The organism is Pseudomonas sp. PvP025, from assembly GCF_017832155.1.
Classification (GTDB): Bacteria; Pseudomonadota; Gammaproteobacteria; order Pseudomonadales; family Pseudomonadaceae; genus Aquipseudomonas.
In genome coordinates this window covers 641,270-660,382 of the sequence record NZ_JAFIBJ010000001.1, presented here as the reverse complement: position 1 = coordinate 660,382, position 19,113 = coordinate 641,270, and the positions used below count along the sequence as shown (strand labels likewise).

Annotated in this window: 17 protein-coding genes; 9 read left to right on the top strand and 8 right to left on the bottom strand. The window is 61.5% G+C overall.

The features are described from left to right. Positions 1 to 78: 78 nt before the first annotated feature. Positions 79 to 3,789, top strand: a complete 3,711-nt coding sequence (gene metH, locus JOE32_RS02810; RefSeq protein WP_209981226.1) for a methionine synthase — start codon at positions 79 to 81, stop codon at positions 3,787 to 3,789. A gap of 36 nt (positions 3,790 to 3,825) precedes the next feature. Here the strand turns inward: metH and JOE32_RS02805 are convergent, their stop codons facing one another. After that, positions 3,826 to 4,893: an ABC transporter substrate-binding protein gene (locus JOE32_RS02805; protein WP_209981224.1), complete on the bottom strand. Its 1,068-nt coding sequence runs from the start codon at positions 4,891 to 4,893 to the stop codon at positions 3,826 to 3,828. Positions 4,894 to 5,317: 424 nt separating this feature from the next. Here JOE32_RS02805 and JOE32_RS02800 point away from each other — a divergent pair, with 424 nt between their 5' ends. Together JOE32_RS02800 and JOE32_RS02795 are read left to right on the top strand one after the other, a co-directional pair. Beyond that, a complete protein-coding gene (locus JOE32_RS02800; RefSeq protein ID WP_209981222.1) occupies positions 5,318 to 6,976 on the top strand; it encodes a nitrite/sulfite reductase in 1,659 nt (552 codons plus the stop codon). Then, positions 6,960 to 7,454, top strand: coding sequence for a DUF934 domain-containing protein (locus JOE32_RS02795; protein WP_003235539.1), 495 nt, complete (start codon positions 6,960 to 6,962; stop codon positions 7,452 to 7,454). The genes JOE32_RS02800 and JOE32_RS02795 overlap by 17 nt, the downstream gene beginning before the upstream one ends. Positions 7,455 to 7,584: 130 nt before the next feature. On the opposite strand, the gene JOE32_RS02790 is transcribed toward JOE32_RS02795, so the two are convergent. Further along, positions 7,585 to 7,986, bottom strand: coding sequence for a MerR family transcriptional regulator (locus JOE32_RS02790; RefSeq protein WP_209981220.1), 402 nt, complete (start codon positions 7,984 to 7,986; stop codon positions 7,585 to 7,587). A gap of 71 nt (positions 7,987 to 8,057) precedes the next feature. On the opposite strand from JOE32_RS02790, the gene JOE32_RS02785 reads away from it, so the two are divergent. Together JOE32_RS02785 and poxB are read left to right on the top strand one after the other, a co-directional pair. After that, positions 8,058 to 9,290 carry an NADH:flavin oxidoreductase/NADH oxidase family protein gene (locus tag JOE32_RS02785; protein WP_209981218.1) on the top strand — a complete coding sequence of 411 codons (1,233 nt, stop codon included), beginning with the start codon at positions 8,058 to 8,060 and terminating at the stop codon, positions 9,288 to 9,290. 77 nt (positions 9,291 to 9,367) lie between these two features. Continuing rightward, positions 9,368 to 11,092, top strand: coding sequence for a ubiquinone-dependent pyruvate dehydrogenase (poxB, locus tag JOE32_RS02780; protein WP_209981215.1), 1,725 nt, complete (start codon positions 9,368 to 9,370; stop codon positions 11,090 to 11,092). Between the two features lie 66 nt (positions 11,093 to 11,158). On the opposite strand, the gene JOE32_RS02775 is transcribed toward poxB, so the two are convergent. After that, positions 11,159 to 11,716 carry an NADPH-dependent FMN reductase gene (locus JOE32_RS02775; protein ID WP_209981214.1) on the bottom strand — a complete coding sequence of 186 codons (558 nt, stop codon included), beginning with the start codon at positions 11,714 to 11,716 and terminating at the stop codon, positions 11,159 to 11,161. Between the two features lie 227 nt (positions 11,717 to 11,943). Between JOE32_RS02775 and JOE32_RS02770 the strand changes: the two genes are divergently transcribed. After that, the gene (locus JOE32_RS02770; RefSeq protein WP_057009432.1) at positions 11,944 to 12,180 is read left to right on the top strand and encodes a hypothetical protein; all 237 of its coding nucleotides are present in this window, start codon (positions 11,944 to 11,946) and stop codon (positions 12,178 to 12,180) included. 62 nt (positions 12,181 to 12,242) lie between these two features. On the opposite strand, the gene JOE32_RS02765 is transcribed toward JOE32_RS02770, so the two are convergent. Beyond that, positions 12,243 to 12,587: a hypothetical protein gene (locus tag JOE32_RS02765; protein ID WP_209990280.1), complete on the bottom strand. Its 345-nt coding sequence runs from the start codon at positions 12,585 to 12,587 to the stop codon at positions 12,243 to 12,245. A gap of 183 nt (positions 12,588 to 12,770) precedes the next feature. Between JOE32_RS02765 and JOE32_RS02760 the strand changes: the two genes are divergently transcribed. Next, positions 12,771 to 13,688 (top strand): LysR substrate-binding domain-containing protein, encoded by a 918-nt coding sequence (locus JOE32_RS02760; RefSeq protein ID WP_209981212.1) that lies wholly within the window; start codon positions 12,771 to 12,773, stop codon positions 13,686 to 13,688. A 31-nt stretch (positions 13,689 to 13,719) separates the two neighbouring features. Here the strand turns inward: JOE32_RS02760 and JOE32_RS02755 are convergent, their stop codons facing one another. The 4 genes from JOE32_RS02755 to JOE32_RS02740 all read right to left on the bottom strand — a co-directional run bounded on the left by JOE32_RS02755 (position 13,720) and on the right by JOE32_RS02740 (position 16,640). Beyond that, the gene (locus JOE32_RS02755) at positions 13,720 to 14,298 is read right to left on the bottom strand and encodes a GNAT family N-acetyltransferase (RefSeq protein ID WP_209990277.1); all 579 of its coding nucleotides are present in this window, start codon (positions 14,296 to 14,298) and stop codon (positions 13,720 to 13,722) included. Positions 14,299 to 14,581: 283 nt separating this feature from the next. Next, the gene (gene dnaQ / locus JOE32_RS02750; RefSeq protein ID WP_209990274.1) at positions 14,582 to 15,322 is read right to left on the bottom strand and encodes a DNA polymerase III subunit epsilon; all 741 of its coding nucleotides are present in this window, start codon (positions 15,320 to 15,322) and stop codon (positions 14,582 to 14,584) included. A gap of 72 nt (positions 15,323 to 15,394) precedes the next feature. After that, positions 15,395 to 15,847 carry a ribonuclease HI gene (gene rnhA, locus JOE32_RS02745; RefSeq protein ID WP_003207474.1) on the bottom strand — a complete coding sequence of 151 codons (453 nt, stop codon included), beginning with the start codon at positions 15,845 to 15,847 and terminating at the stop codon, positions 15,395 to 15,397. A gap of 34 nt (positions 15,848 to 15,881) precedes the next feature. Beyond that, positions 15,882 to 16,640 carry a methyltransferase domain-containing protein gene (locus JOE32_RS02740; RefSeq protein ID WP_209981210.1) on the bottom strand — a complete coding sequence of 253 codons (759 nt, stop codon included), beginning with the start codon at positions 16,638 to 16,640 and terminating at the stop codon, positions 15,882 to 15,884. A gap of 65 nt (positions 16,641 to 16,705) precedes the next feature. On the opposite strand from JOE32_RS02740, the gene gloB reads away from it, so the two are divergent. Both gloB and JOE32_RS02730 read left to right on the top strand, forming a co-directional pair. Beyond that, on the top strand, positions 16,706 to 17,473 hold the full coding sequence (gene gloB / locus JOE32_RS02735) for a hydroxyacylglutathione hydrolase (protein ID WP_209981208.1): 768 nt from the start codon (positions 16,706 to 16,708) through the stop codon (positions 17,471 to 17,473). A 98-nt stretch (positions 17,474 to 17,571) separates the two neighbouring features. After that, the gene (locus tag JOE32_RS02730; RefSeq protein ID WP_209981205.1) at positions 17,572 to 18,978 is read left to right on the top strand and encodes a transglycosylase SLT domain-containing protein; all 1,407 of its coding nucleotides are present in this window, start codon (positions 17,572 to 17,574) and stop codon (positions 18,976 to 18,978) included. The last annotated feature ends 135 nt before the right edge of the window (positions 18,979 to 19,113 follow it).

The following is a 19,113-nucleotide window of genomic DNA, read 5'->3' as shown; positions in this document are numbered from 1 at the left end:
AAAACCCTCTCATGCTCCAAATGCGCACAAGTTTGCTATGATTCACGCCCTCCGTAATGCCTGACCCAGAGTAGTCCCATGTCCGATCGTAGCGCTCGCCTGCAAGCCCTTCACCAAGCCCTCAAGGACCGTATCCTGATCCTTGACGGCGGCATGGGCACGATGATCCAGAGCTACAAGCTCGAAGAACAGGATTATCGCGGCAAGCGCTTCGCTGACTGGCCAAGCGACGTCAAGGGTAACAACGACCTGCTGGTGATCACCCGTCCGGACGTCATCGGCGGCATCGAAAAAGCCTACCTGGACGCCGGCGCCGACATTCTGGAAACCAACACCTTCAACGCCACGCGCATCTCCATGGCCGACTACGGCATGGAAGCACTGGCCTATGAGCTGAACGTGGAAGGCGCACGCCTGGCGCGCCAGGTGGCCGACGCCAAGACCCTCGAAAACCCGGCCAAGCCGCGCTTCGTCGCTGGCGTGCTCGGGCCTACCAGTCGCACCTGCTCACTGTCGCCGGACGTGAACAACCCCGGCTATCGCAACGTAACCTTCGATGAGTTGGTGGAAAACTACACCGAGGCCACCAAGGGCCTGATCGAAGGCGGCGCCGACCTGATCCTGATCGAGACCATCTTCGACACCCTCAACGCCAAGGCTGCGATCTTCGCCGTGCAGGGTGTGTTCGAAGAACTGGATGTCGAACTGCCGATCATGATTTCCGGCACCATCACCGACGCCTCCGGCCGCACCCTCTCGGGCCAGACCACCGAAGCGTTCTGGAACTCCGTGGCCCACGCCAAACCGATTTCCGTGGGCCTGAACTGCGCCCTCGGCGCCAGCGACCTGCGCCCTTACCTGGAAGAGCTGTCGAACAAGGCCAACACCCATGTGTCTGCGCACCCCAATGCCGGCCTGCCCAACGAATTCGGCGAGTACGATGAACTGCCATCGGAAACGGCCAAGGTCATCGAAGAGTTCGCCCAAAGTGGCTTCCTCAATATCGTCGGCGGCTGCTGCGGCACCACGCCCGGCCACATTGAAGCCATCGCCAACGCGGTGGCCGGCTATGCGCCGCGTGCGATCCCGGACATTGCCAAAGCCTGCCGACTGTCGGGGCTGGAGCCGTTCACCATTGATCGCAGCTCGCTGTTCGTCAACGTCGGCGAGCGCACCAACATCACCGGTTCCGCGCGCTTTGCCCGGCTGATCCGTGAAGACAACTACACCGAAGCCCTGGAAGTTGCCCTGCAGCAGGTGGAAGCCGGCGCGCAGGTGATCGACATCAACATGGACGAGGGCATGCTCGATTCGAAGAAGGCCATGGTGACCTTCCTCAATCTGATTGCCGGCGAGCCGGACATCTCCCGCGTGCCGATCATGATCGACTCCTCCAAGTGGGAAGTGATCGAAGCCGGCCTCAAGTGCATCCAGGGCAAGGGCATCGTCAACTCCATCAGCATGAAGGAAGGCGTGGAGCAGTTCATTCATCACGCCAAACTGTGCAAGCGCTATGGCGCCGCCGTGGTGGTGATGGCCTTCGACGAAGCCGGCCAGGCCGACACCGAAGCGCGCAAGAAGGAAATCTGCAAACGCTCCTACGACATTCTGGTGAATGAAGTCGGCTTCCCGCCGGAAGACATCATCTTCGACCCGAACATCTTCGCGGTCGCCACCGGTATCGAAGAGCACAACAACTATGCCGTCGACTTCATCAACGCCTGTGCCTATATCCGCGACGAGCTGCCGTATGCGCTGACCTCCGGCGGCGTGTCCAACGTGTCGTTCTCGTTCCGCGGCAACAACCCGGTGCGTGAGGCGATCCACTCGGTGTTCCTGCTGTATGCGATCCGCAACGGCCTGACCATGGGCATCGTCAACGCCGGCCAACTGGAGATTTACGACCAGATTCCCGCCGAGCTGCGCGACGCGGTGGAAGACGTGGTGCTCAACCGCACCCCGGAAGGTACCGACGCCCTGCTGGCCATCGCCGATAAATACAAGGGCGACGGCAGCGTAAAAGAGGCCGAGACCGAAGAATGGCGTGGCTGGCCGGTGAACAAGCGCCTGGAGCACGCGCTGGTCAAGGGCATCACCACCCACATCGTTGAAGACACCGAAGAATCCCGGCAGTCGTTCGCGCGCCCGATCGAAGTGATCGAAGGCCCGCTGATGTCGGGCATGAACATCGTTGGCGACCTGTTTGGCGCCGGCAAGATGTTCCTGCCCCAGGTGGTGAAATCCGCCCGTGTGATGAAACAGGCCGTGGCGCACTTAATTCCGTTCATCGAGCTGGAAAAAGGCGACAAGCCGGAAGCCAAGGGCAAGATCCTGATGGCCACGGTCAAGGGCGACGTGCATGACATCGGCAAGAACATTGTCGGCGTGGTGCTCGGTTGCAATGGCTATGACATCGTGGACCTGGGTGTCATGGTGCCTGCGGAGAAAATCCTGCAGGTGGCCAAGGAACAGAAATGCGACATCATCGGCCTCTCCGGCCTGATCACGCCGTCCCTGGATGAAATGGTGCACGTGGCCCGCGAGATGCAGCGCCAGGACTTCCACCTGCCCTTGATGATCGGCGGCGCGACCACCTCCAAGGCGCACACGGCGGTGAAAATCGAGCCCAAGTACAGCAACGACGCGGTGATCTACGTCACCGATGCCTCACGCGCCGTGGGTGTGGCCACGCAGTTGCTGTCCAAGGAACTGAAGGCCGGTTTTGTCGAAAAAACCCGCCTGGAATACATCGACGTACGCGAGCGCACCGCCAACCGCAGCGCGCGCACCGAGCGCCTGAGCTACCCCGCCGCCATCGCCAAGAAGCCGCAGTTCGACTGGAGCAGCTACACGCCGGTCAAACCGACGTTTACCGGCGCCAGGGTGCTGGACACTATCGATCTCAGGGTGCTGGCCGAATACATCGACTGGACGCCGTTCTTTATCTCCTGGGACCTGGCCGGCAAGTTCCCGCGAATCCTTGAAGACGAAGTGGTCGGTGAAGCCGCCACTGCGCTGTACGCCGATGCCCAGGAAATGCTCAACAAGCTCATCGACGAAAAACTCATCAGTGCCCGCGCGGTGTTCGGTTTCTGGCCGACCAACCAGGTACAGGACGATGACCTGGAAGTCTACGGCGACGATGGCCAGCCGATTGCCCGGCTGCACCACCTGCGCCAGCAGATCATCAAGACCGACGGCAAGCCGAACTTCTCGCTGGCCGACTTTGTGGCGCCCAAGGCCAGCGGTGTAACCGACTATATTGGCGGCTTCATCACCACCGCCGGCATCGGCGCCGAGGAAGTGGCCAAGGCCTACCAGGACGCGGGCGACGACTACAATTCGATCATGGTCAAGGCCCTGGCCGACCGCCTGGCCGAGGCCTGCGCCGAGTGGCTGCACCAGCAGGTGCGTAAAGAGCATTGGGGTTATGCCCAGGACGAAGCGCTGGACAACGAAGCGTTGATCAAGGAGCAGTACAGCGGCATCCGCCCTGCCCCGGGCTACCCGGCGTGCCCGGACCACACCGAGAAAGCCCAGTTGTTCCAGTTGCTGGACCCCGAAGCACGCGAAATGCATGCCGGGCGCAGCGGCGTGTTCCTCACCGAGCACTACGCGATGTTCCCGGCGGCGGCGGTCAGCGGCTGGTACTTTGCCCACCCGCAGGCCCAGTACTTTGCCGTGGGCAAGGTCGACAAGGATCAGGTAAACAGCTACACCGCACGCAAGGGCCAGGATCTGGCCGTGACCGAGCGCTGGCTGGCGCCGAACCTGGGCTATGACAACTAGGATTGTCAGGCCAGTCGTGCTGCTCGCGACCCGCGTTTAGCGCAGCAGCAGTTGCAGGCTGAACGGGTAACGGTAGGACGCGGGCTTGCCCACCGCCGACAATGCGCGAAAGTCCACTGCGGTCGGCGGCCCCAGTAAATGCCGGGCCTGGTTGGCATCGATCAATTGGAACAAGGCTGCCTGGCGATCGCGGCCGCCGTGGGCGTCGAGGTCTACGCCCTTGGCGTGATCATTGATCAACACCATGGCCCAGCCTCCCAGCGTGAAATGCCCGGCCACCAGGGTGGTCAGCCGTCCGTCCAGCCGCGCCTGCAGAATTTCCGGCGAGCTGTTAACGGCACTGAAGAGCACATCCTTGCCCGGCATTCGCCCGCTCGCTTGCACGGCCTGCATCGCGCCCAGCGCCATCTCATCGTTGGCAGCCCACACCAACGCCGTCTGCGGGTTGCGTTTGAACAACTGCGTGGCCTGCTCAAAGGCCCGCTGGCGGTTCCATTCGCCATAGACCAGTTGGCGCAGACGCACTTCGGGATGCTCGGCCAGGGCGCGGTGCAGGCCGCGCTCGCGCAACTGCGCAGCCGGGGTGGTCTTGCTGCCGGAAAATGCCAGCAGGTCGATGGACGCCCCGGGCGCCAGCGGGCCGTACTGGCGCAACAGATCGATGAGCATCAGGTAGCCGGCCTGCTCGTCATCGGCCACCAGGCTGGCAATCCAGTCGGGATGCTGGTGGGTGCCCAGCAGTTGAGCCTGATCGGCCGTCAGCGCGTTGTTCACGATCAGCAACTTGACCCCGCTGCCCTCGGCCATGCGCAGGATCTGCGGGGCGATGTACTGCTCATTCACCAATACCAGGTAATCCGGCCGCGCACTGCCCAGCAGCGCTTCACGGGCCTGGGCCAAGGTAGTGTCGGAAACGCGCTCGGAATAGCGCACGCGCAAATCCAGGCCGAGGTCAGTGGCGGCAGCCTGCATGAATTGCGCGTAGTTGACCCAGAAGGCTTCCGTCGACATACCCGGATTGAGAAACACCACGGACGACGCCTGGACCATCGCCGCGCATGTCGAGCCGAGCAGCCATACACACGCAATCAGAACTTTCAACATGGTTGTCCAAGCCTTGAATATTGACCGCCATCATAGTGGCAATACGACAGGCAATCGAGACACCAGCGAAAAGGTCGTTATGGATGCCCAACCCAGAAAAGCGCTGTGCCCACCACCAGCACAACCAGGAACAGAATGGCCCAGGCATCCACGGTAATGCCGGGTTTACGGACTTTTGTAGAATTGCTCATCGCATCGCCTCTTGTCGGTTTTATAGGTGATTGCATCAAGACTCGAGCACAGTAAAGTTCATGCTTGCCCATATGACAAATGTGGGTATCGCGATAACGGTTCGCATTAGTCATTTTGGTTATTTGCATATACTCAAACATCACTTTTGCGCATAAACGCAACCTGTTATCGTGCGCCGGCTCCGTTGGGAGTGCGCGGCCGTGCGCGCAGATTTGCCGAGAACAGGACCTATATGTACGTATACGACGAATACGATCAGCGCATCATCGAGGACCGCGTCAAGCAGTTCCGTGATCAGACCCGACGCTATCTGGCAGGCGAACTGAGCGAAGAAGAGTTCCGCCCTCTGCGCCTGCAAAATGGCCTTTACGTTCAGCGCTTTGCGCCGATGCTGCGGGTGGCTGTGCCCTACGGCCAACTGACCTCGCGCCAGACGCGCATGATGGCCAAGATTGCCCGCGACTTCGACAAGGGCTACGCCCACATCAGCACGCGCCAGAACGTACAGTTCAACTGGCCGGCGCTGGAAGACGTGCCGGACATCCTTGCCGAGCTGGCCACCGTGCAGATGCACGCCATTCAGACCAGCGGCAACTGCCTGCGCAACGTCACCACCGACCAGTTTGCCGGTGTGGCCGCCGATGAGCTGATCGACCCGCGCCCCTGGTGCGAGATCGTGCGTCAGTGGACAACGTTCCACCCCGAATTCGCCTACCTGCCGCGCAAGTTCAAGATCGCCATCAACGGCTCGACCTCGGACCGCGCCGCCATCGAGGTGCACGATATCGGCCTGGAGCCGGTGCACAACGCCGCAGGCGAGCTGGGTTTCCGCGTACTGGTGGGTGGCGGCCTGGGCCGTACCCCGGTGGTCGGTGCCTTTATCAATGAGTTTCTGCCGTGGCAGGACCTGCTCAGCTACCTCGACGCGATCCTGCGGGTTTACAACCGCTACGGCCGCCGTGACAACAAGTACAAGGCCCGGATCAAGATCCTGGTCAAGGCGCTGACCCCTGAAGTGTTCGCGCAGAAAGTCGATGCCGAGATGGAACACCTGCGCGGCGGCCAGACCACCCTGACCGAAGCCGAAGTGCATCGCGTGGCCAGGCACTTCGTCGACCCGGATTACAAAACCCTGAGCAATCAGGACGCCGAGCTGGCGGCGCTCGATCAGCAGCACCCGGGTTTCGCCCGCTGGCGCACCCGCAATACCCTGGCGCACAAACAGCCGGGCTACGTGGCCGTGACCCTGTCGCTCAAACCCACCGGCGTTGCGCCGGGCGATATCACTGACAAGCAGCTGGACGCCGTCGCCGACCTGGCCGAGCGTTACAGCTTCGGCCAACTGCGCACCTCCCACGAGCAGAACATCATTCTCGCGGACGTCGAACAGAGCCAGTTGTTCGCCCTGTGGGGCGAGCTGCGCGAAGGCGGTTTCGCCACGCCGAACATCGGCCTGCTGACCGACATCATCTGCTGCCCGGGTGGCGACTTCTGCTCCCTGGCGAACGCCAAGTCGATCCCGATTGCCGAATCGATCCAGCGTCGTTTCGATGACCTGGACTACCTGTTCGACATCGGCGAGCTGGACCTGAACATCTCCGGCTGCATGAACGCCTGTGGTCACCACCACGTCGGCCATATCGGCATCCTGGGCGTGGACAAGAAAGGCGAAGAATTCTACCAAGTGTCCCTGGGCGGCAGCGCCAGCCGCGATGCGAGCCTGGGCAAGATCCTCGGCCCGTCCTTCGCCCAGGAAGCCATGCCCGAAGTGATCGGCAAGCTGATCGATGTGTACGTCGAACAGCGCACCGAAGATGAGCGTTTCATCGACACCTATCAGCGCATCGGCATTGACCTGTTCAAGGAGCGCGTCTATGCAGCGAATCATTAAGAACAACGAAGTCCTCGACGAAACCTGGCACCTGCTGCCCAAGGACGCGAGCTTCGATGGCATCTCCAACTGCGACGACCTGATCGTGCCGCTGGCGCTGTGGCGCGAACACGGCCACGCCCTCAAGGCCCGCGACGGCGGCCTGGGTGTGTGGCTGGACGCCGACGAGGAAGCCGAAGAGATCGGTGCCGACGTGGAACACTTCCAGGTCATCGCCCTGAACTTCCCGGCCTTCACCGACGGGCGCAACTACTCCAACGCGCGCCTGCTGCGTGACCGCTACGGTTACAAGGGCGAACTGCGCGCGATTGGCGACGTACTGCGCGACCAACTGTTCTACCTGCGCCGCTGCGGGTTCGATGCCTTCGCCCTGCGCGCCGACAAGGACCCGTACGAAGCGCTGGAAAGCCTGAAGGACTTTTCGGTGACGTACCAGGCCGCGACCGACGAACCGCTGCCGCTGTTTCGGCGACGCTGAGTTCACGAAACGCCGCAGGACCTAATGTGGGAGGGGGCTTGCTCCCGATAGCGGTGGGTCAGTCAACATCTGCGTGACTGACCCACCGCTATCGGGAGCAAGCCCCCTCCCACATTGGCACTGTGCACATTCAGGACTGTTTTATCGACGCCAGCACCCGCTCCTGCCCCATCGAACACGGCACGCCTTCCGGCTGCGCCCGCACCGCCTCGATCACCCCCAGCAACTGTGCCTTACTGTGCTCAAGCTGCGCCTGCATCACCTCGATCTGCGCTACCTTGCGTTCCAAACCCTCAATCAGTTCGTCTCGTTTGTACTCGCCCGGTGCGGGCATCAACGCCTTGAGTTCCTGCAAAGTAAATCCAGCCTGCTGCGCGCTTTGGATCAATTGCAGAGTCTGCAGCGCATCCGGCCCGTAGCGTCTGTACCCATTGGCTTGACGCCCCACCTGGCTGATCAGGCCTTCAGCCTCATAAAAACGGATGCGTGAAGCCGCCAGTCCGCTCTGTTTTGCCAGCTCACCTATGTTCATCAAAACGCCTGCTTGACATTAAAGTTAACTTTAAGCTTAGCCTGAGGCCTCCCCTGCTCAGGAGTCAACCCATGTCACCTTTCGAACCCTTGCAACTGCCTAACGGCCAAGTTATCGCGAACCGTATCGCCAAAGCTGCTATGGAAGAGAACATGGCCGATGCTCGGCAAGCACCTTCCCGCCAGCTGAAACAACTGTACAAAGCCTGGGCCGATGGTGAGCCTGGCCTGCTGTTGACCGGCAACGTGATGATCGACCGCCATGCCATGACCGGTCCCGGCGGCGTCGCCCTGGAAGACGAGCAGCATTTGGACAGCTTTCGTGAATGGGCGGATGTGGCCCGCGCCAAAGGCACGCACTTCTGGGTACAGCTCAGCCACCCCGGTCGGCAGACCATGGCCAACCTTGGCCAGCAGGCTTTGGCACCTTCTGCCATCGCGCTGGACCTGGGCAGTTTTTCCAGGTTGTTTGCCACGCCCAGGGCCATGACGGAAGAGGATATCCAGGACGTGATCAAACGCTTCGCCACCAGCGCACGCCTGGCCGAAAAAGCCGGCTTTACCGGGGTGCAGATCCACGGCGCCCACGGTTATCTGCTCAGCCAGTTTCTCTCGCCCTTGAGCAACCACCGCACCGATCGCTGGGGTGGCTCGTTGGAGAACCGCGCGCGCCTGTTGCTGGAAGTGGTGCATGCGGTGCGCGCGGCGGTCAGTCCGTCATTCTGCGTGGCGGTCAAACTTAACTCGGCCGACTTCCAGCGTGGCGGGTTTGATGACGCCGATGCGCGTGCGGTGGTTGAGATGCTCAACCCCCTGCCCATCGATCTGCTCGAATTGTCCGGCGGCAGCTACGAAGCCCCGGCCATGCAAGGCGAGGCGCGCGACGGGCGCACCCTGGCGCGTGAGGCGTACTTCCTCGAATTTGCCAGGGAGCTGGCAATCATCGCGAAAATGCCGCTGATGGTCACCGGTGGGATTCGCCGTTTGCCGGTGGTGCAGCAAGTACTGGACAGCGGCATTGCCATGGCTGGCATCGCCACCGCCTTGACTCTGGAGCCGCAGTTGCTCAAGCACTGGCGCGAAGGCCGCGATCTAAACCCACAGCTACAGCCCATCAGTTGGAAGCGCAAGCCTCTGGCCGCCCTCGCTACTCTCGCCGTAATGCGCGACCAGATGCGCCGCCTGAGCCTTGGCCGCCTACCCAATGCCAAGATGGCACCGTGGCTGGCATTGCTGCGCGATCAATGGTTTATCGCCCAGCGTGCTCGACAATACCGCGCAGCCATGAAGCAATCTTCACGTTAAAAACGGAGCATTCGCCGTGATCGAACTGTCCCCTATTGATCAGAAATTTTTTACCTCACTGACGATTGGAGTTCTTCATGGCGAAAATCAACCTGGCCCAGCAATTGGCGACCACCCTTGAACAGGCGGGCATCAAGCGCATCTGGGGCCTGACCGGCGACAGCCTCAACGGCCTCACCGACGCCCTGCGCACCATGGACAGCATCGAGTGGATGCACGTGCGCCACGAAGAAGTCGCCGCGTTCGCCGCCGGTGCCGAAGCCGCCGCCACGGGTGAACTGACGGTGTGCGCCGGCAGTTGCGGACCGGGCAACCTGCACTTGATCAACGGCCTGTTCGACTGCCATCGCAACCATGTGCCGGTGCTGGCAATCGCTGCGCAGATTCCGTCGTCGGAGATCGGCCTTAACTATTTTCAGGAAACCCATCCTCAGGAGCTGTTCAAGGAGTGCAGCCATTTTATCGAGCTGGTCAGCAACCCCGAACAGATGCCCCAGGTGCTGCACCGCGCCATGCGTTCGGCGATCCTCAACCGTGGCGTGGCGGTGGTGGTCATTCCGGGGGATGTGTCGCTGCTGGAGGTAGACGCCAAGCTCAAGCCGTGGCCGGCCCTGCATGCGCCGCGTAGCGTGCCGGCCGAGCCAGACCTGCAGCGTCTTACCGAGATGCTGCAGAGCAGCCAGAAAGTCACGCTGCTGTGCGGCAGCGGCTGTGCAGGCGCCCATGACCAGGTGGTGGCGCTGGCCGACGCGCTGGGCGCGCCGGTGGTGCATGCCCTGCGCGGCAAGGAGCATGTGGAGTGGGACAACCCGTTCGATGTGGGCATGACCGGTCTGATCGGCTTCAGTTCCGGCTACCACGCGATGCTCGATTGCGACACGCTGATCATGCTCGGCACCGACTTTCCGTACCGCCAGTTCTACCCGACCGACGCGAAGATCATCCAGGTCGACCGCGACCCGCAGGCCCTGGGCCGTCGTGCCACGCTGGACCTGGGAATCGCCGCCGACGTCGGCGAGACCATCGCCGCGCTGCTGCCACGCCTGACGCGCAAATCCGATCGCAGCTTCCTCGACACCTCCCTGAAGCATTACCACAAAGCGCGCCAGGGCCTGGATGACCTCGCACAGCCGTCAAAAGCCGACCGGCCGATCCACCCGCAATACGTTGCGCGCCTGCTCAGCGAACTGGCCGACGACGATGCAATCTTCACCGCCGACGTCGGCTCACCCACCGTGTGGGCTGCGCGTTACCTGAAGATGAACGGCAAACGCCGCCTGATCGGTTCGTTCAACCACGGCTCCATGGCCAATGCCATGCCTCAGGCGATTGGCGCACAGGCGGCGTTCCCTGGCCGGCAGGTGATTTCGATGTCCGGCGACGGTGGTTTTGCCATGCTGATGGGGGATTTCATCTCGTTGGCGCAACTGAACCTGCCGGTGAAAGTCATCGTGTTCGATAACTCATCCCTGGGTTTTGTCGCCATGGAGATGAAAGCGGCCGGCTATCTGGACACGGGCACTGAGCTGAAGAATCCGGATTTCGCCGCCATGTCCAACGCCATGGGCATCCTCGGGATTCGCGTGGAGCAGTCCGAAGACCTGGAGCCGGCCCTGCGCCGCGCCCTGGCCCACGATGGCCCGGTGCTGGTGGACGTGGTCACCGCCACTCAGGAACTGGTGATGCCACCGACCATCAAGCTGGAACAGGCCAAGGGATTCAGCCTGTACATGCTCAAGGCAGTGATGAGTGGGCGTGGGGATGAGGTGATTGAACTGGCACGGACCAACTTGCTGCGCTGATCCTGAGCTGACTACATCGTCCAGGGTGGGAGCAGGCTTGCTCTCACCCTGGATATCAGTGGTCGCTCAACCGTTGTGTTTTTCTACCCACTGGCCAAAGGCATCGATAAATGCCTGCAGGAACGGCCGAGTCTTTTCCGACACGTTCCCCGACTCATCAAACACATTCCCGGCCCCACCGAGGTAGGCTTCCGGCTGCTGCATGCACCACACGTCCAGAAACACCAGGGACTGGCGCAGATGGTGGTTGGCGCCAAAGCCGCCGATGGCGCCTGGCGACACGCTGATGATCGCACCGGGCTTGGCGCTGAAGGCGCTTTTGCCATACGGGCGGGAGCCCACGTCAATCGCGTTTTTCAACGGGGCCGGCACTGAACGGTTGTATTCGGGGGTCACGAACAGCACCGCGTCGGATGAACCCACCTGACTACGGAAAGTGCTGTAGGCTGCCGGCGGTGATGCACCGTCAATGTCCTCGTTGTAGAGCGGCAGATCGCCAATTTCGACAATGTTCAACCTGAGGTTGGCAGGGGCCAGTTCGGCCAGTGCCAGCGCGACTTTGCGGTTGATCGATTGTTTTCTCAAGCTGCCAACCAGGACGGCAATCGTGTAGACCTTGCTCATTGAGGTTTCCCGACGTCTGACTAAAGGAGCCTGTAGTTATAAAGTCTTCGGGGCGTGTTCACCAGAAGCTTTTTGCGATTCACGCCGGGTTTGCCTCGCAGACTCTTGTGTAGGAAGCGGCTGAACTCGTCAGCGAATAGTATTTTTTTCCCATAGGTAAACTACCCGGCTTCTTGACGGTCTACACCACCGCAAATCGAGTGTTTATCTCCAGAGGTTCTAAGCAGATGGCAGCAGTACTTGTCGGACAGTTTCATGCCAGAGACGCGGAAGGCCGCGTGTATTCCGTGCATGAGTTCCAGGAATCCAACCCGGCGCAAGGCGACCTGGCTGGCTCGGCGCCCACCACTACCTACAAGCTGGCCATTGGCGACCGTGTAGAGAAACTGGAAGGCGATGAATTCAGACTGATTCAATCGGGCACGGTTATCGTCCGCGAATCAAAGACCACCCTCGCCTCATAAGATCTCGCCTCATCTACCCGCTCAGTCCTGGCCATTGACGGCGTTGACTGGGCCGGGGTCGATCAGGGACGACGCATCTCCGTCAGCTCTATGCCCTCCTCTCCCTTGATCTGCTTGAGCGTCACCATCAGGCTGCCCCGCTCCCCCTCGACCGCAAACAATGAACGCAGGTAACCCGGCGAATCGGCCACCGGATAGGCCTCGACCTGCCTGACCAGCGTGATCCCCAGAATCGCGCCCACCTGCTCGTCCACCTGTTGCTGGGCGCGGATATAGCGTTCCAGCACCGAGTGCTCCGGGATGATTTCGTCTTGATTGTGCAGGAGATAAGCAGCCGCACACCCCACGGTCACCAGGACCAGGAGCTGCTTGACCGTTACCCCGCGAAACAGCGAGGGCATGCGCATTTGAGACCAGACCTGTTTTTGTTGTAAGTACCGGCGTGCCGGCAGTGGTCGTTGATGATCAGACGGCGTCATTCTAGTGAGATCGTGGCCCAACGCCATATGCATGGCCGACGCCAACTGTCTTTTTTGCGCACAATGGCCTGCGCCATTGAATACCCACGGCGCTGCACATAGACTCCGGCCATGCGTTTACGTCATATCGAAGTCATTCAAGCCATCCTGCAGACCGGGCACCTCGGCACGGCCGCCGAGTGGCTGCAACTCCCCGTGGGCGATGTACAAGCCTCGCTCAAGGATGCCGAGCAACAACTGGGCTTCATGCTGTTTGCCAGCGTGCGCGGGCGCCTGCAGGCGACGCGCGAGACCCTCGAATTACAGGCGCACATTGCCCACCTGTACGAAGCGCTGGAGCCGGTGCAACGCCTGGCCAGCCGCTTGAAACATCACCATGCGCCCACCCTGCATGCCCTCTGCACCCCGCCCCTGGCCAATCAACTGCTACCGCAAAGCATTGCCGCATTGCGTCGCCGCTTTCAGGACACGCCGTGCAGCCTGTCGAGCCAGCCGACGCGCGAGATCGTACGGAGCCTGTTGCTTCACGAAGCGCAGGTGGGGCTGAGCCTGCATGATCCGGAACATCCGCAGATCCGGAGTACCCAAGTAGCCCAGGGCAAACTGCAAGTACTCGCCCCCCGAGGCTGGCTCAAGCCACGGCAAAAGTACATCGCACTGCAGGACCTGGCCGGGCAGTCGCTGATCGGGCTTGAAGGGCACGACCCCTTGAGTCGTCTGCTGGACGCCAAACTGCAAGCCCTGCGCCCGCTGCCGGTGGTGCAGACGCGGGTGCAGACTTACCAGATGATGCGCAGCATGGTGGAGGCCGGCGAAGGCCTGGCGATTGTCGACCCGTTCACGGCAGCCGGCGCGCAGGAGGCCGGACTGGATGCCTGCCCGCTGTCGCCGCCCATCCCGGTGGTCCTTTACGCATTGATGTCGAAGAACGTCGAACCCACGCCCGCGCTGAACGCGCTGCTGGAGATCGTTGCGCACAAGGCCGAGGCTCTGCTGGCGGGCACTTCGCCCCATACGCCTGTCGCGTAACAGGCTCTCCAGGCCCCAGCGCTGGATCGGTTCATGACTGCGCTTTCAGCACCGTCTCGGACTTGAATAACCGATACCAGAAAATCGCCACTTCGCGGGTTTGCGGGTCGATGCCGCGATAGCGCAGGTGGTCGATACCCCCCATCACATAGCCGCAGCGCTCATACAACCGGCACGCGCCGAGGTTGTTGTTCTGGGTTTCGAGCATCATGCCCGGCAGGTTTTTCTTGCGGCTCCAGAACTGCGCCACATCCAGCAACGCCTTGGCCACGCCGTGACGCCGTGCCGGCAGGATCACCGCCAGTTCGTCGACATGGGCAAACCCGTTCCAATTGGTGCTGACCACGATATGCCCCACCGGGCAATCATCCAGGTAGGCCATAAAGATCGCACTGTCGGGCGCATCGCGAAAACTGGCGAACTCCTCGGGGTCGATGCCATAACACTTGCGGTACGGCAGGATACGCTCCACCTGCCATTGATCAACGCGCTTGCCCATCTCCGGCACGCCATAGGCACTGACCTCAAAGCTGAAATCGTTGCCCCACACATAGGCATCAAAGCCTGCATCGGCGACCCGCACACTGAGCCCTGGATACTTCGGGTTCATGACAGCTTGCATAACGTTCCTCAACCCTTGATGCCATCTACGGTGTAACAACGACCACTGCCGTCATCCTCATGTTGAACCCATGCAGATCGGCATCCATCGACACCGCCTCCACTTCGCAGCGCGCAACGTTTGGCCAGGGCGCGGCGAAACACAAACACTTCCTGCCACAAGGGTAGAAGCCGGAAGCGGATGTGGCGAATGAAGATTTCACGGTTCAAGGCGATCAACCGTGGGAGGAGACCTATTCCCTCCCACACGGTCGATCGCATTTGAATCCGAGTCATTGTTGAGTCAGTTGAGTCCACAGCGCCGGCGCACCCGCAGACTTGGCAATCGCCTCCAGCCGCGCCACATGCTCGGCCAAATCCTGCTCACTGGCGCGGATGATCGGTGTGGGTGTGCGATCGGCCGGCAGGCGGCGGATTTCCGAAGGGCGGTTGCCCGAGCCTTCCGCCGAACCGCTGCCGTCGGACGCGTTACCGGCCAGGGAGAGGCTGGTCTGCCCGCCGGTCATGGTCAGGTAGACGTCGGCGAGAATCTCGGAGTCGAGCAAGGCGCCGTGCAGTTCACGGTTGGAGTTGTCGACGCCATAACGCTTGCACAACGCATCGAGGCTGTTGCGCTGGCCCGGGTGACGCTCACGGGCCATCATCAGGGTATCGAGGATCGAACAGTGCCGGGAAATATCCGCACGGTCCGTCTGCCCCATCAGGGCGAACTCGTTATTGATAAAGCCGATGTCGAACGCCGCGTTGTGGATGATCAACTGCGCGCCATTGATGAACTCGAAGAACTCGTCGGCCACCTCGGCGAAACGCGGCTTGCCCTTGAGGAATTCGTCGGTGATGCCGTGGACGCCTATCGCGCCTTCGTCACTTTCCCGGTCCGGTTGCAGGTACACGTGGAAGTGCCGCCCGGTGAGGCGACGACCCATCAGTTCGACACAGCCGATTTCGATGATCCGGTGGCCGTCGGTCACCGGCATGCCGGTGGTTTCGGTATCGAGTACAACAGATCGGATGGCCATCAGGGTTCAGCTCTCAACGGTGTGGTGGAGTGTGTAGAAGGCGCGATGTTAACACGGCAGCCGGCCTCAGCTCTGCTTGTAGCCGCGCACCTCATCCACGCCACGGTTGGCCAGTTGGTCAGCGCGCTCATTGCCTGGATGGCCGATATGCCCGCGCACCCATTTCCAGGTGATGTTGTGGCGATTGCATTGCTCGTCGAGCAGTTGCCACAGGTCGGCGTTCTTGACCGGCTCCTTGGCCGCCGTCTTCCAGCCGCGCTTCTTCCAGTTGACCATCCACTCGTTGATGCCCTTCATCACGTATTGCGAGTCGGTCACCAGCAGCACGTCGCAGCGCCGCTTGAGTTCCTCGAGGCCGCGAATCGCGCCCATCAGCTCCATGCGGTTGTTGGTGGTGTTGGCTTCGCCGCCCCACAGTTCCTTCTCCACGCCCTTGCACACCAGCAATGCGCCCCAGCCGCCAGGGCCAGGGTTGCCCTTGCAGGCGCCATCGGTGAAAAGTTCTACGGTATCGGTCATCGTTTGCTCGGTCTTGAATCAATAAAGAGGGGGTTTACGGTTCGCTTTGCTTGCGATTGACCTTGGCCATCGGCATCGGCACCAGCTTGCCCATGGGCTGGCGGGCCACCTGACGCACCGGACGCAGGCCGACCACGATCTTGCGCGCCACCAATAGATAGAAGCCGCCACCGGCCAATTGCCAGGTCCCCGCGCGACGTTCCCAGCCGGCCAGACGGCCCTGCCACCGGGTCGAGGCAAGCGGCGGACGATAGCACCCGAAGCGGCGTTTCTCCAGCGCGAAGCCCAGCAGGTTCAGCCAGTCACCCACCCGTGAAGGCGCGATGCAGCGTGCCTGGCGCAGGCCGTCCTGGGCGAACACATGGCGCAGGCCCCAGGTGCTCCAGGGGTTGATGCCGATAATCAGCAAATGGCCACCGGGGCGCACGCTGCTCGCCGCTTCACGCAACAGGCCGTGGGGCGACAGGCAGAAATCCAGGCCATGCTGCAACACCACCACATCAGCGGCGTGCTCGCTCAACGGCCAGGCCTGTTCCTCGCAGACAATCTCCACACCGGGCAACGGGGCCCCCAGGCGCACATTGCGCTGCACCTGCGGCGCGGCGGGCGGGGTCTGGGCCGATGGGCCGTAATGCACCAGGTAGCCGCCAAAGAACCGGCCCAGCTCGTCTTCGAGCATGCGCCGCTCCTCCTCCAGCAAAAATTGCCCGATGGGCCCGGACAGCCATTCGCGGGCTGCGCCGATCAGCGCGAGCCACTCAGGATCGGCCTGGGCGAACGCTTTATCAGTCATTGCATTCTCCTACTCGCCTGGACGTTCTAAGATGCACCAATGTGTTCAGCTTGGCGAATCGAAGAATGATACAGATCAGTGCCCTGCCCGCCTTCACCGATAACTACATCTGGTTATTACAGGACCCGCATACCCGCCGCTGCGCCGCTGTCGACCCCGGCGATGCCGCGCCGGTGCTGGCCTGGCTTGGGCAGAACCCGCAGTGGACCCTCAGCGACATCCTCGTTACCCACCATCACCACGACCATGTGGGCGGTGTTGCGCAGCTCAAGGACGTGACCGGCGCCAAGGTCTACGGCCCGGCCAGCGAGAACATCCCGGCGCGGGACGTGGCGCTGCACGACAACGACCGCATCAGCGTGCTGGGCTGGGACTTTGACGTTTACAGCGTACCCGGCCACACCCTCGGCCATATCGCGTTTTATCACCAGGGCGTGCTGCTGTGCGGCGACACCCTGTTCGCCGCCGGTTGTGGCCGTCTGTTCGAGGGCACGCCGCAGCAGATGTACGCCTCGTTGCAGCGTCTGGCCGACCTGCCCGACGACACGCAGGTGTATTGCACCCACGAATACACACAAAGCAACCTGAAATTTGCCCAGGCGGTGGAACCGCACAACGCCGATATCGCCGAACGGGTGGAAAACGTCCGCCAATTGCGGGCTCGCGGCGAGATGACGCTGCCCTCGAACCTGGCTCTGGAAAAGCGCACCAACCCCTTCCTGCGCACCTCTGAAACATCCGTTAAACAAAAAGCGGACGAACGGGATGGTCGTGACAACCGGGCTGGGGCCGAGGTGTTTGCCAGCTTGAGGGCATGGAAAGATACGTTCTAAGCCTACGTATTCTGATACGTAATTTCTGAATGGTTGACCGGAACCAAAGCGCTTTCTAGAATCGCCCGACATTTTTGCCCGGAACTTACTTCCAGCCAATGTCGTCATCTATTCGTAAATCCATCTCTTCAGACGCATTGACCCGCCTGGCTCAAGCCGTGGCGGTGGCCGTTTCCGCAACTCTGGCGGGCTGCCAATCCACACAATATGCTGCACAATCCACCGTGCAACCCAAACCGAATCTTGCTGCCAAGATCAAGCAAAAACCCATCTGGCTTTCAGAGAAGCCCAGCCCCGAAGTGCCCCAGGATGTCTGGGAACGCATGCGTCGGGGCTTTCAATTACAGGACAGCGCAGGCGTAAACCCGCGCATCGAGCAACAGCGCCTGTGGTTCGCCAGCAATCCATCCTTTCTGGAAAACGCCGGCGAACGCGGCAGTCTCTACATTCATTACATCGTCGAACGCCTCGAAGAGCGCAACATGCCGCTGGAACTGGCGCTGCTGCCAGTGATTGAAAGCGCCTACAACCCGATGGCCTATTCGCGCAGCGATGCGGTCGGCCTGTGGCAGTTCATTCCCTCCACCGGGCGTTACTTCAATCTGCGCCAGACCCGCGCCTACGATGGCCGCCGTGATATCACCGCATCCACCACCGCCGCCCTGGATTACCTGACGCGCCTGCATGACATGTTCAACGGCGACTGGCTGCTGGCCCTGGCGGCCTACAACGCCGGTGAAGGCACGGTAAGCCGCGCCATCGAGCGTAACGAAAAGCTCGGCCTGCCCACTGACTACTGGAACCTGCCCCTGCCCCAGGAAACCCGCGACTACGTGCCCAAGTTCCTGGCGCTGTCCCAAGTGGTGCTGGCGCCTGAAGCCTATGGCGTCAACCTCAGTCCGATTGCCAACACGCCCTACTTCGAAGTGGTTGAGGTCAAGCAGAGCATGGACCTGTCGCGGGTCGCCGCGCTGGCGGAAATCGACGAGGACGAACTGTTCCAGCTCAACCCGGCCCTCAAGCAACGCACCACCCTCGACGGCCCCCAGCATCTGCTCGTCCCCAGTTCCAAGGCGCACCTGCTGACCAGCACGCTGTCGACGATGAAACCCGAAGAACTGCTGGCCATGCGCCCGAAAAAGCAGGTACTCGACGAAGTCGAGACCGCACGCGTGGCCGGGCGTACCCGCAACTACAAGGTGCGCAGCGGCGACAACCTCACGCTGATCGCCAAGGCCAACAAGGTCGACGTGCATGACCTGCAGCGCTGGAACAAGCTCAATGGCCAGGCGCTCAAGGTTGGCCAGACCCTGGTGATGCAGGACACACGCCGCGCCGTGGCCAGTGCCAAAAAACCGGTGCAGTACAAGGTCAAGAAAGGCGACTCGCTGTCTATCGTCGCCAAACGCTTCAACGTCGAGATGCAACATCTCAAACGCTGGAACCCGCGCACGGGTCAGGCGCTGAAGCCGGGGCAGATGCTGGTGGTTTCGGCACCGCGCTGAATCCTCGGCAACACTGAAAATCCAATGTGGGAGGGGGGTTGCTCCCGATAGCAGTGATTCAGCCAGCGCATGTACTGGCTGACACACCGCCATCGGGAGCAAGCCCCCTCCCACATTGGTTCTCCATCATCTAAA

Excerpts from the sequence above, each read along its gene's own strand:
- metH (WP_209981226.1), top strand. The coding sequence starts at position 79 with ATGTCCGATCGTAGCGCTCGCCTGCAAGCCCTTCACCAAGCCCTCAAG.
- JOE32_RS02805 (WP_209981224.1), bottom strand. The coding sequence starts at position 4,893 with ATGTTGAAAGTTCTGATTGCGTGTGTATGGCTGCTCGGCTCGACATGC.
- JOE32_RS02800 (WP_209981222.1), top strand. The coding sequence starts at position 5,318 with ATGTACGTATACGACGAATACGATCAGCGCATCATCGAGGACCGCGTC.
- JOE32_RS02795 (WP_003235539.1), top strand. The coding sequence starts at position 6,960 with ATGCAGCGAATCATTAAGAACAACGAAGTCCTCGACGAAACCTGGCAC.
- JOE32_RS02790 (WP_209981220.1), bottom strand. The coding sequence starts at position 7,986 with ATGAACATAGGTGAGCTGGCAAAACAGAGCGGACTGGCGGCTTCACGC.
- JOE32_RS02785 (WP_209981218.1), top strand. The coding sequence starts at position 8,058 with ATGTCACCTTTCGAACCCTTGCAACTGCCTAACGGCCAAGTTATCGCG.
- poxB (WP_209981215.1), top strand. The coding sequence starts at position 9,368 with ATGGCGAAAATCAACCTGGCCCAGCAATTGGCGACCACCCTTGAACAG.
- JOE32_RS02775 (WP_209981214.1), bottom strand. The coding sequence starts at position 11,716 with ATGAGCAAGGTCTACACGATTGCCGTCCTGGTTGGCAGCTTGAGAAAA.
- JOE32_RS02770 (WP_057009432.1), top strand. The coding sequence starts at position 11,944 with ATGGCAGCAGTACTTGTCGGACAGTTTCATGCCAGAGACGCGGAAGGC.
- JOE32_RS02765 (WP_209990280.1), bottom strand. The coding sequence starts at position 12,587 with ATGCGCATGCCCTCGCTGTTTCGCGGGGTAACGGTCAAGCAGCTCCTG.
- JOE32_RS02760 (WP_209981212.1), top strand. The coding sequence starts at position 12,771 with ATGCGTTTACGTCATATCGAAGTCATTCAAGCCATCCTGCAGACCGGG.
- JOE32_RS02755 (WP_209990277.1), bottom strand. The coding sequence starts at position 14,298 with ATGAACCCGAAGTATCCAGGGCTCAGTGTGCGGGTCGCCGATGCAGGC.
- rnhA (WP_003207474.1), bottom strand. The coding sequence starts at position 15,847 with ATGACCGATACCGTAGAACTTTTCACCGATGGCGCCTGCAAGGGCAAC.
- JOE32_RS02740 (WP_209981210.1), bottom strand. The coding sequence starts at position 16,640 with ATGACTGATAAAGCGTTCGCCCAGGCCGATCCTGAGTGGCTCGCGCTG.
- gloB (WP_209981208.1), top strand. The coding sequence starts at position 16,706 with ATGATACAGATCAGTGCCCTGCCCGCCTTCACCGATAACTACATCTGG.
- JOE32_RS02730 (WP_209981205.1), top strand. The coding sequence starts at position 17,572 with ATGTCGTCATCTATTCGTAAATCCATCTCTTCAGACGCATTGACCCGC.